The sequence below is a fragment of the Variovorax sp. GW821-FHT10C12 genome, from assembly GCF_059415405.1.
In genome coordinates, this window is sequence record NZ_JBWKNE010000006.1 from 80258 (window position 1) to 94037 (window position 13780).

Sequence of the window (13780 nt, forward strand, 5' to 3'; positions counted from 1 at the left end):
GCGAGCGGCCGTCGATCAGCCGTGCACGATGCGGCCGGCCACCAGCGTGTGGCGCGCGCGCCCTTGCATCGGGTAGCTGGAGAACGGCGTGTGCTTGCCCTGGCTGCGCAGCGCCTCGGGCACCACCTGCCACTCGAGCGACGGATCGGCGATGCACAGGTCGGCCACGCCGCCCTCGGCGATGCGGCCGATGCCGCTGGCCGCGTCGGCCGCGTTCAGCAGGCGCGCCGGCGCCGAGGTGACCACCTCGATGGCGCGCGCCAGGCCCGCGCCGCTGCGCTCGCCCCACTGCAGCGCGAGCGGCAGCAGCAGTTCGAGGCCGGTGGCGCCGGGTTCGGCTTCGGCGAAAGGCAGGGTCTTGGCGTCGGCCTCGACCGGCGTGTGGTCGGACACCAGCGCGTCGATGGTGCCGTCGGCCAGCGCGGCCGAGAGCGCGTCGCGGTCGCCCTGCTGGCGCAGCGGCGGGTTCAGGCGCGCGCGGCTGTCGAAGAAGCCGATGTCGGTGTCGGCCAGGTGCAGCGAGTTGATGCTGACGTCGCAGGTGATCGGCAGGCCCTGCGCCTTGGCCTCGCGCACCAGCGCCACGCCGCGGGCGCTGGAGATGCGGCACAGGTGCACGCGCGCGCCGGTGCTCTTCATGAGCTCGATGATGGTGAAGATGGCGATCGTCTCGGCCGCCACCGGCACGCCGCCCAGGCCCAGCCGTGTGGCGAGCGCGCCGCTGGCGGCCACGCCCTTGCCGAGGTCGCGGTCCTGCGGGCGCAGCCACACGGTGTAGCCGAAGGTGCTGGCGTACGACAGCGCGCGCTGCAGCACCTGCGTGTCGGCCAGCGGCACGTCGGCCTGGCCGAAGCCGATGCAGCCGGCCTCGGTGAGCTCGGCCATCTCGGTGAGCACGCCGCCAGCCAGGTTGCGCGTGAGCGCGCCGAGCGGGAACAGGCGCGCGCACTGCAGCTTTTCGGCGCGGAACTTGAGCATCTCGACCAGGCCGGGCTCGTCGAGCACGGGGTCGGTGTCGGGCGGGCACACGAGGCTGGTCACGCCGCCCGCGATGGCCGCGGCCATTTCGCTTTCGAGCATGCCTTCGTGCTCGTAGCCCGGCTCGCGCAGGCGCGCGGCGAGGTCGACGAGGCCGGGCGTGACGATGCAGCCCGTGGCGTCGAGGGTGCGCTCGGGCTTGAAGCCCGCCGGCGCGCGTCCGATGCCGGCGATCTTGCCGTCGGCGATGGCGATGTCGGTGGGCTTGTCGGTGCCCGAGGCGGGGTCGACCACGCGGCCGTTGGTGATGAGGATGTTCATGCTTCGTTCCCTGCCACGATGCTCATCACGGCCATGCGGACCGCGATGCCGAAAGTGACCTGCGGAAGGATCACGCTCTGCTTGCCGTCGACCACGGCGGAGTCGATCTCCACGCCGCGGTTGATCGGGCCCGGGTGCATCACGATGGCGTCGGGCTTGGCCAGCTGCAGTTTTTCCTGCGTGAGGCCGAAGGTCTTGAAGAACTCCTGCGACGAGGGCAGCAGCGCGCCGCTCATGCGCTCGTTCTGCAGGCGCAGCATGATGACGACGTCGCAGTCCTTGATGCCTTCTTCGAGCGTGTGGCACACGCGCACGCCCATGCCGGCCATGTCGGCGGGTACCAGCGTCTTGGGGCCGACCACGCGCACTTCGGCGCAGCCGAGCGTGGTGAGCGCATGGATGTCGGAGCGCGCCACGCGCGAGTGCAGCACGTCGCCGACGATCGCGACCGTGAGGTTCGAGAAGTCTTTCTTGTAGTGGCGGATCGTGTACATGTCGAGCAGCCCCTGCGTCGGGTGCGCGTGGCGGCCGTCGCCGGCGTTCACCACGTGCACGTGCGGCGCGACGTGCTGCGCGATCAGGTACGGCGCGCCCGACTCGCTGTGGCGCACCACGAACAGGTCGGCGGCCATGGCGCTCAGGTTGGCGATGGTGTCCAGCAGCGACTCGCCCTTGGTGGCCGAGGAGCGCGCGATGTCCAGGTTGATGACGTCGGCCGACAGGCGCTTGGCCGCGATCTCGAAGGTGGTGCGGGTGCGCGTGCTGTTCTCGAAGAACAGGTTGAACACGCTCTTGCCGCGCAGCAGCGGCACCTTCTTCACCTCGCGGTCGCTCACGCTGGTGAAGTTGGCGGCCGTGTCGAGGATGTGCGTGACGATGTCCTTGGGCAGGCCCTCGATCGACAGCAGGTGGATCAGCTCGCCGTTCTTGTTGAGCTGCGGGTTTCGCTTGTAGAGCATTAGGTGTTGTCCTCCACCTTGAGGCTGAAGGCGCCGTCGTCGGCGCGTGCGAGGGCTAGCAATTGGGTGTTCGGCAACGTGAGCGTCGTCGCGGCGAAGTCGGCGGCGACCGGCAGTTCACGGCCACCGCGATCCACCAGCACGGCGAGTCGCACGCAGGCGGGGCGGCCGAAGTCGAACAGCTCGTTGAGCACGGCGCGGATCGTGCGGCCGGTGTAGAGCACGTCGTCGAGCAGCAGCACGTCGGCGCCGTTCACGTCGAAGGGCAGCGCGGTCTGCGCGCTGGCCGAGAGGCCGCGGCGCGCGAAGTCGTCGCGGTGCATGGCCGACGAGATGATGCCGGGGGCACCGGCCAGGCCCAGGTCCTTCTGCAGGCGCTCGACCAGCCAGGCGCCGCCGGAGGTGATGCCCACCAGTTTCGTCTCGGGGCGCATCAGCGCCTTCACGCCGGACAGCAGCGTCGTGTAGAGCGCTTCGGCATCGGGGATTGAACTCACGGGAGACTCCTCAAAAACTGTTCCAGGATGATGCAGGCCGACGCCGCGTCGGCATCGCGGGCGCCGGACGACAAGGCCTCGGTGGTGCTGTAGCGCTCGTCGACCTCGAACACCTGGAGATTGAAACGGCCGCGCAGCTGGCGCGCGAACTTCTGGGCGCGGCGGGTGTTCTCGTGCGGGGCGCCGTCGGGGTGGTAGGGCACGCCGACCACCAGGGCGTCGGGCTGCCATTCCTTGATGCGCGCCTCGACCTGGGCAAAGCGGGCGTCGGCGCCCTCGGCCTTGATGGTGGCCTGCGGGGTCGCCGTGCGCAGCAGCCGGTTGCCGCTGGCCACGCCGGTGCGCTTGGCGCCGAAGTCGAAGGCCAGGAAGCTCTGGAAATGCGCGGGAACGGCGGCGGGGACAGGAACAGGGGCGGATGCGGGCGCGTCGGACATGACGTCGCTCATGCGTGGCCCGCGTCGGGAGACAAGGTCCAAGCCTCGAGCCCCAAGAGCATCAACGCCTTGTCGTAGCGCTTTTCCACCGGCGTATCGAAGATCACGGCCGGGTCGGCCAGCACCGTGAGCCAGCTGTTCTCGGCCAGTTCGGACTCCAGCTGGCCCTCGCCCCAGGCCGAATAGCCCAGCGAGACCAGCACCTTGCGCGGGCCGGCGCCGGTGGCCAGGGCCTCCAGCACGTCTTTCGAGGTGGTCATTTCGAGCCCGCCGGGGATGGTCATGGTCGAGGCGTAGACCGATTCCTCGGGCTTCTCGGCCTGGGTGAACACCGGCTCGTGCAGCACGAAGCCGCGCTCGGTCTGCACCGGGCCGCCCTGGAAAACGGGGGCGTCGCCCAGCTCGGGGCGGGCCAGGTGGAGTTCGATCTTCTCGAACAGCACCTTGAGGTTGATGTCGCTGGGTTTGTTGATCACCAGCCCGAGCGCGCCGCGCTCGCTGTGTTCGCAGAGGTAAACGACGCTGCGGTTGAAAGTTTTGTCTTCCATCCCCGGCATCGCGATCAGAAAGTGATGCGTCAGGTTCATCGGGGCAGAATCGGCAGCCATATGCCCCCGATTTTACTGGCCGTCGACAAGACCTATCCCAAAGGGCTCATGTGGTTTCGCCGGGACCTCCGGGTGGACGACAACGCAGCGCTGTACCGGGCGCTGCGGGCCTGCCGGCAGGTGGTGTGCGTTTTCGTGTTTGACCGGGCGATCCTGGACGCCCTGCCCGGCGCGGACCGGCGGGTCGAATTCATCCGCGAATCGCTGGTGGAGCTCGAAGCCGAGCTGCGCGGCCTGGGCAGCGGGCTCATCGTGCGGCACGCGGTGGCCGCCGAGGAGATCCCGGCGCTGGCCCATACGCTCGACGTGCAGGCGGTGTTCGCCAACCGCGACGACGAGCCCGACGCCCTGGCGCGCGACGCCCGCGTGCTCGGCGCGCTGGCCAACACGGGCATCAGCTTCCACACCTTCAAGGACAGCACCGTCTTCGACCGCGACGAGGTCATGACCAAGGCCGGCCTGCCCTACACGGTGTTCACGCCGTACAAGCGGGCCTGGCTGGCGAAGGTGGATTCGTTCTTTTTGAAGTCGTACCCCGTGCGCAGCCACGCCGACGCGCTGGCGCCGCCGCCCCCGGCCCTGGGCGGGCCGGTGCCCACGCTGGGCGACATCGGCTTCGAAAGCACCAACCTCCAGACGCTGGAGATCCCCACCGGCACGCGCGGCGCGGGCGCGCTGTTCGAAGATTTCTTCGAGCGCATCGACCGCTACGACGAGGCGCGCAACTTCCCGGCCGTGCGCGGGCCCAGCTACATGGGCGTGCACCTGCGCTTCGGCACGGTGTCGATCCGCCAGCTGGCCAGCGTGGCGCACCAGCTGGCGCTGCAGGGCAACAGCGGGGCCGCGACCTGGCTCAGCGAGCTGGTCTGGCGCGACTTCTACTTCCAGATCCTGGCGCACTTCCCGCACGTGCACGCGAACGGCGAATCGAAGAGCTTTCGCCCCGAGTACGACAAGGTCCAGTGGCACCACGGCAAGCACGCCGACCAGCTCTTCGACGCCTGGTGCGAGGGCCGCACCGGCTACCCGCTGGTCGATGCCGCGATGCTGCAGATCCGCCAGAGCGGCTACATGCACAACCGGCTGCGCATGGTGGTGGCGAGCTTCCTGTGCAAGGATCTGGGGCTGGACTGGCGGCGCGGCGAGCGCTACTTTGCGCAGCACCTCAACGACTTCGAGCTGGCCTCGAACAACGGCGGCTGGCAATGGGCCAGCTCGACTGGATGCGACGCCCAGCCCTACTTCCGCATCTTCAACCCGGTGACGCAGAGCGAGCGCTTCGACCCCGAGGGCAAGTTCATCCGACGCTACCTGCCGCAGCTCGCGGGGCTGTCGAACGTGGCGATCCATGCGCCGTGGATGGCCACACCGGTCGAGCTGGAGGCGGCAGGCGTCAGGCTGGGCGAGAACTACCCGAAGCCGGTGGTGGACCACGCCGAGGCGCGGGAGAAGACGATGCAGCGCTACGCGGCGGCACGCGCCAAGGCCTTGCAAAAGCCGTAACCCAAGAGAAAAGGGCCCCGAAGGGCCCTTTTCTTTGCCGCGCCGATTACCGGCGCTGCCGAGCCTGATCAGGCCGCCGCCAGTGCGGCCGGCTCGCTCGTGTAGGCACGCACCAGGCGCAACAGCTCCTCTTCCGAGTAGGGCTTGCCCAGGTAGTGGTTCACGCCCAGGTCGCGCGCGTACTCGCGGTGCTTCTCGGCGATGCGCGAGGTGATCATGATGATCGGCAGCTCGGCCAGCGCGGTGTCGGCGCGGATGTTGCGGGCCAGGTCGAAGCCGTCCATGCGCGGCATCTCGATGTCCGACAGCACCACGGCCGGGCGCTCCTGCTGCAGCCGTTCGAGCGCCTGCAGGCCGTCGGCCGCGAGCGACACGCGATAGCCTTCGCGCTGCAGCAGACGCTGCGTGACGCGACGCACGGTGATGGAGTCGTCCACCACCAGCACGAGCGGGATCTGCGGCACCACCGGGGCGAAAGCCGCCGGTGTCTGCGGCGTGCTGGCGTCTGCCGACGCAGCGTGCGTCGGTGCGGCCAGCGCGGCGGTCTGGCGCGCGCGCGCCTGGTCGCCGTGCACGGCCGCCAGCGCCACCGGGTTGTAGATCAGTGCCACCGCGCCCGAAGCCAGCACCGAGATGCCGGCCAGGCCGGGCAGCCGCGCGAGCTGCGGGCCGAGGTTCTTGACCACGACTTCCTGGTTGCCCAGCACTTCGTCCACGTGCAGGGCGACGCGCTGCGCCGCGCTTCGCACGATCACCAGCGTGTTGTTCTTGGTGGCGGCGTGCTCGCTGCGGATGGAGTGCTGCAGCAGCGCGCCGGCCCAGTAGAACGGCACCTGCTCGCTGCCGAAGGCAAAGCTGTGGTTCAGGTAGGCGGCCTCGAGATCGGCACCGCTCACGCGCTGCACGAGTTCCACGAGGTTCGACGGCACGCCGATCGACACCTCGCCCGCACGCAGCATCACCACGTGCGTCACGGCGGTGGTCAGCGGCAGCACCAGCTTGAAGGTGGTGCCCTGGCCCGGCGTGCTGTGCGTTTCGATGCGGCCACCGATGGCGGCGATCTGTGCGCGCACCACGTCCATGCCGATGCCGCGACCGGCCAGTTCGGACACCTGCCCTGCCGTCGAGAAGCCGGGCTTGAAGATCAGCTCGGTGGCTTCTTCGGGCGACAGGTCCTGGTCGTGGCCGAGCAGGCCGAGCGCGCGGGCGCGTTCGGCGATGCGTTTCTGGTCGAGGCCGGCGCCGTCGTCGCGGAAGCTCACCGACACGTCGTTGCCTTCGTGGTGCAGGTCGATGACGATGAGGCCGCTGGCGTCCTTGCCGGACGCCTCGCGCACCGCCGCGTCTTCGATGCCGTGCGCCACGCAGTTGCGCAGCAGGTGCTCGAAGGCGGGCGTCATGCGGTCGAGCACGCCGCGGTCCATTTCGATGGAGCCGCCGACGATGTCCAGGCGCACCTGCTTGCCGGTGTCCTTCGAGGCCTGGCGCACCACGCGGTACAGGCGGTCGGAGATGCCTTCGAACTCCACCATGCGCGTGCGCAGCAGGCCGCGCTGCAATTCACGCGTCTGGCGAGCCTGCACGCTCAGGTCGTCTTCCGTGGCCTGCACGGTCTTCTGCAGGGTGCGCTGCACGGTGGCCACGTCGTTCACCGACTCGGCCATCATGCGCGTGAGTTCCTGCACGCGGGTGAAGCGGTCGAACTCGAGCGGATCGAAGCTCTGCTGCGAGTCCTTGGCCTGTGCCAGGCGCGACTGCATCTGGCTTTCGGCCTGCACCTCGATGTCGCGCAGCTGCTGGCGCAAGCGGTCGAGGTTGCCCGTGAGGTCGGCGAGCGAGCCGCGCAGCTGGCCGAGTTCGGCCTCGAGGCGCGAGCGCGTGATGATGACCTCGCCGGTCTGCGCCACAAGGCGGTCGAGCAGCTGGGTGCGGATGCGCACCGCCTGGCTCGATGCCGCACGCAACGGTGCGAGCATGGCCGTCGCGGGGCGCGGCAGCGAAGACGGCGAGGCAATGGACTCCACCGATGCCCCATCGGCAGCGGCCTCGGCCTGGTCGTCGTTCGCCGACACCAGGGTGTCGGGCGCCACCTGCACGCGCTGGATGGCGGGTGCGGTCGGGCTGGCGGTCGCGATCAGTTGGGCCACCTCGACCTGGGCGGCGTCGTCGGCCGCGCGCAGGGCGTCGAAGGTGTGTTGCAGCGTGTCGAGGCGGGCCAGCAGCTTCTCGATGTCGGCCCGCTCGGCGCCCTGGGAACCCAGGAGTTCGATCTCGGACTCCATGCGGTGCGCGCGCTCGCCCAGGCGCATGGCGCCGGCCAACCGTGCACTGCCCTTGAGCGTGTGCAGCGTGCGCAGCACCGAGGCGCGCGGCGCGGCATCGTCGGGGTGGTGCGACCACTGGCGCAGCGCCTCGCCCAGCTGGGGCATCAGTTCGGCAGCCTCTTCCTCGAAGATCGGGAACAGGTCGACGTCGACCGCATCGGCCAGGTCGATGGCGTCTTCGTTGTCGTCCAGTGCCACGTCGGCAAAGGCGTCGTTGGCCACGATCTGCTTCGGGATCAGCGTCTCGAAACGGGCCGCGGCGATTTCGGGCGGCATCGGCGCGGCGGCGATTTCGCGCAGCGCCTGCAGCGTCGCTTCGGACGGGTCGCGCAGGAAGCCGACGGCGAACTGGTGCAACAGGCGACGCAGCTCGTCGGCCGCGGCGACCAGCACCACGCCCTGCTCACGCGTGCCGCTGCCCTGCATCTGCAGGTGCTGCAGCGCGGATTCGAGCAGGCGGGCCATGCCCGAGAGGCTGTGGAAGCCGACGGTGGCCGAGCTGCCGGCCAGCGAGTGCGCCAGCGCGATGGTCGAGTCGGGCAGGCGCTCGTGGGTTTCGAGCGCCCATTCGCCGACATCGGTCGCCAGCTGGCGGGACCATTCGTCGGCTTCGTTGAGGTAGACGTTGTACAGCGCGATGCCGATGCGCAGCGGGCCGATCACCTTGACCTGGTCTTCGGCGCTCGGTGCGACGGAAGACTCGGGTTCGGGAATGCTCTCGGCCAGCACAGGCTCGGGTTCCGACACGGATTCCGGTTCGGCCACGACGGCAACAGGCGGCGTTTCGACGACGACGGGAGCCTCGGGTGCGACTTCGATGGCCGCCGACACAGGTTCCGGTTCCGGCTGCAGTTCAGCCGGCACTTCCAGTGCGGGCAGTTCTTCGGCGACTTCAATGACCTCGACGGGCGCCACCACCTCGGCGACAGGCTCTGCAGCAGCCAGCGGCAGCGGCTCGGGCGTCCATTCGAGATCGGGCAGGCCCGACGCGGTCGGCACCGTCGCTTCGATTTCCGGGGCGGGCTCGGGTTCGGCGTGCGACACGGCGGGCTCGGCCGGTGCATGCGTCTTCGGGGGCGCGAGGAAATCGAAATCGTCGCCGCTGGGCAGCACGTCGAGCGGCGCGGGCGCGGTCTCTTGCTTGCCTTCGAAGTCGAGGAAGTCGGTGGACGCGAAATCGTCGTCGGGCTCGGGTGTGACAGGCTTGGTCGGTGCGTGTGGCGCTTCTTGCGCCTGCTGCCAGTCGGAGAAGTCCAACGTGGCGTCAGGGGCTGCGACATCTTGCGGCGTCAGCGACAGGTCGGGGAGCTCAGGCAGCTCCGGCAGCGCGATCGGCGCCGGCTCCGCGGCGATGTGGCGTGCGGCGACCGCGAGTGCTTCGGCGTCGGCCACGCGCACCGGTGCGGGCACGGGCTCGCCGGCCAGCAGCGCATTGGCCACGCGGCTGAACGGTGCCGAGTGCCAGGTGCCTGCATCGCCGGCGGCAATGGCTTCGACCCACTGGCTGAAATCGCCCAGCATGCGCTCGGTGCTCGACAGCAATTCGGGCGTGGCATCGCGCTGGTCGGCCAGCCAGGTGTTAAGCACCTGTTCCAGCGACCAGGCGGCATCGCCGAAGTCGGTGAGGCCGACCATGCGCGAGCTGCCCTTGAGCGTGTGGAACGCGCGGCGCAGGATGGTGAGTTCTTCGGTGTCGCCGGGACGGTGGCCGAGCGCGGTGATCGCGGCCAGGCCGTTGCCCACCACTTCACGGGCTTCGTCCAGGAAGATGTTCTGCAGGTCGTCTTCTTCGAGCTCGGTGACCTCGGTGTCGGGCAGCGCCGACGGGCCGCTGATCTTGGTGGTCCAGCTCTCGGCCTTGCGGCTGAATTCTTCCAACGGCGATGGCTTGGTCTTGCGGTTGGGCGTGGCCAACGCGGCGAGCTTGGAAGCGATCTGCGCGTCGACTTCCTCGATGCTGAGCACAGGCTCGGCGGCCGGTGCGGCGGCGCCTTCGACCGGAGCCGCGGCATCGGCGGCGTGGCGGCCCATCAGCGGCTTGAGTTCGCCGGCCTCAGCGTCGAACACGAACAGGCGCTTGGCCAGTGCAGGCTGGTAGCCCAGCATGTCGATGAGGAAACCCAGCGCGCCCAGGTTGTTGCCGAGCGCGTCGAACGTGGCCATTTCCTCAACGGGCGAGCGATTGACCTGCAGCATCTGCTCGACGTCGTCACGCATGCGCTGCACGGTGTGCGCGGCCTGTTCGAGCCCCAGCACCGAGAACACACCGCGCATCTGCATGAGCTGGGTGGGCACGGTGCGCAGCAGCGGCTTTTCGGCCGGGCGGCGGAAATACTGGTCGAGCGATTTCTCGAGTTCGCTCAGGTGGCTGCGCAGCTCGTCGACCACGGTGCCCATGGTCTGGCGGTCGCTGACGCGGCGGTACAGATCCTCCATCCACGGCTCGAGCGGCTCGGAACGGCCGCCGTCGCGCACACGTTCGATGCGGCCGGCCAGCTGCAGCGTGCGGGCGGTGAGTTGCGGGTCGCTGGGGTCGAGGTCTTCGAGCGCAGCTTCGAGGTACAGCACCGAGGTGGCGACTTCCATCGCCAGTTCGGTGTCGGGCGGCTGGCCGGAACGCACCGAGGCGTCCACGGCGTGCGTCAGCGCCTGCACCATCGGCTGGCTCGGCGGGTGCAGCTTGTGCAGCGATTCGCCGAGCTGCGCGAAGGTGTCGGCCACCTGGCGCGTGCGCGTGATGTCGCCGCCCGAGAGCGCCGACCACATTTCCTTGGCGGTCTCGATGCGCTTGCGCGCCTGCGAGAGCACCAGCGGATCGAAGCGGCCGAACTGCACCACGGTGTAGTCGACGCTCGGTTCCTGCGTCACGCCCCAGGCGCTGCGCACGGTGCGCAGCGTGGCGGCGTCGTCCTGCGCGCCGGGCACGGCCTGGGCGCAGAAGAACAGCAGGTCCTGGCCGAGGCGATCGGACACCACGCTGTCGCCGCGCGCCAGCGTGGCGTACTGCAACAGCACGCGCGAGGCCGCGCGCTTGACGTAGGTGTCGAAGGGAATCAGGCCCAGCGCGAGGGCTTCGAAGAAGCCCGCAGCCAGCGTCCAGAAGCTCGCGACGCGCGGCAGCAGCGCACCGCGGCCAAGCCCCAGGCACAGCGCATGCAGTCGGCGTGCAGCCTGCGGATCGCTGCTCTTGACCAGCTGCAGCACTTCGCGGTCGAGCCGCGAACGCACGGACGGGTCGCAGGCCAGCGCAGCCTGCGTGAGCGCAGGCTTGACCTCGACCCAGCGCCACGCGGTGCTCCACAGGTCTGCCGGGTGGACGCGCTCATTGCCGCCCAGCTCCAGCACATCGCGGTACTGCGGGAACAGCGCCACCGACGACACGGCCTTGCCGGCCAGCAGTGCGCTGAGGAAATCGGTGACGGCAAAGCCGGCACGCTCGATCTTGTGCACGGCACTCTCGGTGCAGCGCTGCGGCTCGGCGATGAAGCCCTGCACCGCGAATTCGATGGTGCCGAGCACCAGGGCGGGCGAGCTGTGGCCCACCATCTGCAGCGCGCCGACGGCCTGGTGCAGTTGCTGGCGGGCCATCTGCAGCGGGCCGCTCTCGGGCTCCGTGGCACTGCCCACGTCGCGCACGAAACGCCGCAGCGACTTGCCGACACCGTCGAGGGATTTCTGGATTTCTCCCAGCACCCAGGCCAGCGGCCCGAGGTCTTCGGTGGCCGGCATGTTGCCGGCGAGGGGGGCCGTGGCAGGGGTTTGAATCGACACGTGGTTGCTCGCCGTTCTTATCTATCTGTTGTCACGCAATCTTGAAACGAGCTACGGAGCGACGCAGTTCTTCGGCCATCTGCGAGAGCTCGCGCACCTGCTGGGCCGTGGTCCGCGTGCCTTCTCCGGTCTGTTCCGTCACGGCAAAAATGTGCTGGATGTTGGCGGCCACCACGTTGGCCGAATCGGCCTCGCGGGAGGCGGACTGCGAAATCTGCTCGATGAGGTCAGCGAGTCGGCGCGACACGCGGTCAATCTCGGACAGCGCGGTACCCGCGTTGTCGGACAGCTTGGCCCCTTCGACCACACCCTGCGTGGAGCGCTCCATGGCGCCCACCGCGTCCTGGGTGTCGGTCTGAATCGCCTTCACCAGCGCCGAGATCTGGCGCGTGGCGTCTGCGGAGCGTTCGGCCAGTCGCTGAACTTCTTCCGCCACCACCGAGAAGCCTCGGCCGGCTTCACCGGCGGATGCGGCCTGGATGGCGGCGTTCAGAGCCAGCACGTTCGTCTGTTCGGTAATGTCCGAGATCAGCTCGGTGATTTCGCCAATCTCTTGCGACGATTCGCCCAGGCGCTTGATCCGCTTGGAGGTTTCCTGGATCTGGTCGCGGATGGAGTTCATACCGCCGATGGCGTTCTGCACGGCCTGCAGACCCGAGGATGCAGCCTGCAGCGACTGGCGCGCCACCGTGGCGGACTCTTGCGCTTGCGTGGACACGCCGTTGATTCGCTCGGCCATGGTCAGCACCGACTGGCCGGTTTCGCGAATTTCGCGCAGTTGTTCGGTCGAGGCGGCCAGCAGCTCGGTCGAGGTGTTTTCCACCTGCGACGTCGTCTGCGCCACGCGGGTTGCCGTGTTCTGCACGTTGCCCACCAGCAAACGCAGTTCTTCCACCGTGTAGTTCACCGAGTCGGCGATGGCGCCGGTGATGTCCTCGGTCACGGTCGCTTCCTGCGTCAGGTCGCCTTCGGCCACCGTTTGCAGTTCGTTCATCAGGCGAAGAATGGCGGCCTGGTTGGCGTTGTTCACGCGGCCGGCTTCGTCGGACGCCTGTTCGGCAGCCAGACGTTCGCGTTCGGCGACGGCGGCACGTTCGCGGCCTTCGCGCACCTGCACGAAACCGATGGCGCCGGCCAGAGCCAGGGCGGCCAGCGAGAGCACGAACAGCAGCACGATGGTGCCGGCGCCCAGGCCGGTGCGGGCCGAGAGCTTTTCTTGCAGGTCGCCCAGCGACTTACGCAGCGGCTCGCTGTCGGTCAGGATGGACGCCTGCGCTTCGCGCGCAGCCACCAGACCTTGCAGGTTGCCCAGAATGGCGGAAGCCTGTGTGCGCATCTGCTCGTAGGTCTTCAGGATGGCTTCGAGCTGCTGGCGGGTCTGCGGGTCTTTCGAGCCGGGGAAGCGCTGCTGTGCGTTGCCGTCGAGCAGGCCGCGGGTGGTTTCCTGGAAGGTGTTCAGGTCCTTGCCCAGCAGGAACACGGCGTCGGGGTTCACACCCTCGACCGTGAAGAACTCGTTGGTCGACTTGCCGATGCGCTGCGTCAGCATCACGAGCTGGCCGGCGGCCGAGATTTCGGGCAGCGTGGCGTTCTGCTGCATCTTCAGCGACGCAACGGTTTCCGTCATTTCGAGCAGCGTGGACGACTGCTGGTTGATGTCGCGCAAGGCGGCACCCACCTGCGTCAGGATCTGGCGCTGGGCCAGCACGGCCTTGGCGCTCGCGTCGGCGCGGGTGACCAGCGGGTTGATCTTGTTCATTTCCTCGTCGTACTGGTTGCCGACGGCTTCCAGGCGCAAGGCGTCGTCGCCGTTGGTCAGGCCCTGCACGCGGCGCGAGAGGTCGTCGGCGCTGTCCTTCACTTCGACGAACGCCGAGGCGCTGCCGACGAGGGCCTGCGAGATCGATTTCGCCAGACGCTGCGATTGCATCAGCGACTGGCCGGTGGCCGCCACCTGCTGCGCGAGGCGTTCCGCGCGAAGAATGGCGGAGCCGGCGACCAGCAACAGCGCCAGCACCACGATGGCCAGCAGGATCGCCAGCACGCGCTGCTGCTTGGCGGGGTTGGCACCCATGCCGCCGCCCGTGACGCCAGCCAGCGGTGCCGCTTCGAGCGTGGCCGCGTTGGCGGCCTCGACGGAGGCGGGGTCGCCCAGCGCGTCGATGCCACCGAAGCCGGTGTCGGTCACGGCGGCAGACGACGAAACGCCGTCGCCCTTCTTGGCGAGGCGGATCGTTTTTTCGTCCGGAACCTGAACCGTGTCGACATCGTCGAGCGATATCGAACCGGAGCCGTCGACGCGGGCCTTGTCGTTCCCGTTGTTCGCGGGGAGTAATTTCTTGAACTTGTCGGCGATCGAGCTCACGGTCGGTCCTTCAGGTG

General features: G+C 68.9%; 8 protein-coding genes. 1 reads left to right on the forward strand and 7 read right to left on the reverse strand.

Annotated elements, in window-relative coordinates; genetic code table 11:
- Positions 1 to 15: 15 nt before the first annotated feature.
- The 5 genes from AC07OH_RS23395 to AC07OH_RS23415 are packed head-to-tail and all read right to left on the reverse strand — an operon-like array spanning position 16 to position 3800.
- Complete coding sequence (locus AC07OH_RS23395; RefSeq protein WP_495302298.1) at positions 16 to 1299, reverse strand: dihydroorotase; 1284 nt, start codon at positions 1297 to 1299, stop codon at positions 16 to 18.
- Positions 1296 to 2258, reverse strand: coding sequence for an aspartate carbamoyltransferase catalytic subunit (locus AC07OH_RS23400; RefSeq protein WP_056577783.1), 963 nt, complete (start codon positions 2256 to 2258; stop codon positions 1296 to 1298). Before AC07OH_RS23400 ends, AC07OH_RS23395 begins: the two co-directional genes overlap by 4 nt.
- Positions 2258 to 2755, reverse strand: coding sequence for a bifunctional pyr operon transcriptional regulator/uracil phosphoribosyltransferase PyrR (gene pyrR, locus AC07OH_RS23405; protein WP_495302299.1), 498 nt, complete (start codon positions 2753 to 2755; stop codon positions 2258 to 2260). Before pyrR ends, AC07OH_RS23400 begins: the two co-directional genes overlap by 1 nt.
- Complete coding sequence (gene ruvX / locus AC07OH_RS23410; protein ID WP_070062755.1) at positions 2752 to 3204, reverse strand: Holliday junction resolvase RuvX; 453 nt, start codon at positions 3202 to 3204, stop codon at positions 2752 to 2754. The genes pyrR and ruvX overlap by 4 nt, the downstream gene beginning before the upstream one ends.
- A complete protein-coding gene (locus AC07OH_RS23415; protein ID WP_095948042.1) occupies positions 3201 to 3800 on the reverse strand; it encodes a YqgE/AlgH family protein in 600 nt (199 codons plus the stop codon). The genes ruvX and AC07OH_RS23415 overlap by 4 nt, the downstream gene beginning before the upstream one ends.
- Here AC07OH_RS23415 and AC07OH_RS23420 point away from each other — a divergent pair, their 5' ends adjacent.
- Positions 3801 to 5303 (forward strand): cryptochrome/photolyase family protein, encoded by a 1503-nt coding sequence (locus AC07OH_RS23420; RefSeq protein WP_495302300.1) that lies wholly within the window; start codon positions 3801 to 3803, stop codon positions 5301 to 5303.
- Positions 5304 to 5371: 68 nt separating this feature from the next.
- On the opposite strand, the gene AC07OH_RS23425 is transcribed toward AC07OH_RS23420, so the two are convergent.
- Both AC07OH_RS23425 and AC07OH_RS23430 read right to left on the reverse strand, forming a co-directional pair.
- Positions 5372 to 11398, reverse strand: coding sequence for a hybrid sensor histidine kinase/response regulator (locus AC07OH_RS23425; RefSeq protein WP_495302301.1), 6027 nt, complete (start codon positions 11396 to 11398; stop codon positions 5372 to 5374).
- A 31-nt stretch (positions 11399 to 11429) separates the two neighbouring features.
- Entirely contained in the window at positions 11430 to 13763 is a 2334-nt protein-coding gene (locus tag AC07OH_RS23430; RefSeq protein ID WP_495302302.1) for a methyl-accepting chemotaxis protein, read from the reverse strand.
- Between the last annotated feature and the right edge of the window lie 17 nt (positions 13764 to 13780).

Excerpts from the sequence above, each read along its gene's own strand:
- ruvX (WP_070062755.1), bottom strand. The coding sequence starts at position 3,204 with ATGAGCGACGTCATGTCCGACGCGCCCGCATCCGCCCCTGTTCCTGTC.
- AC07OH_RS23420 (WP_495302300.1), top strand. The coding sequence starts at position 3,801 with ATGCCCCCGATTTTACTGGCCGTCGACAAGACCTATCCCAAAGGGCTC.
- AC07OH_RS23400 (WP_056577783.1), bottom strand. The coding sequence starts at position 2,258 with ATGCTCTACAAGCGAAACCCGCAGCTCAACAAGAACGGCGAGCTGATC.
- AC07OH_RS23415 (WP_095948042.1), bottom strand. The coding sequence starts at position 3,800 with ATGGCTGCCGATTCTGCCCCGATGAACCTGACGCATCACTTTCTGATC.
- AC07OH_RS23395 (WP_495302298.1), bottom strand. The coding sequence starts at position 1,299 with ATGAACATCCTCATCACCAACGGCCGCGTGGTCGACCCCGCCTCGGGC.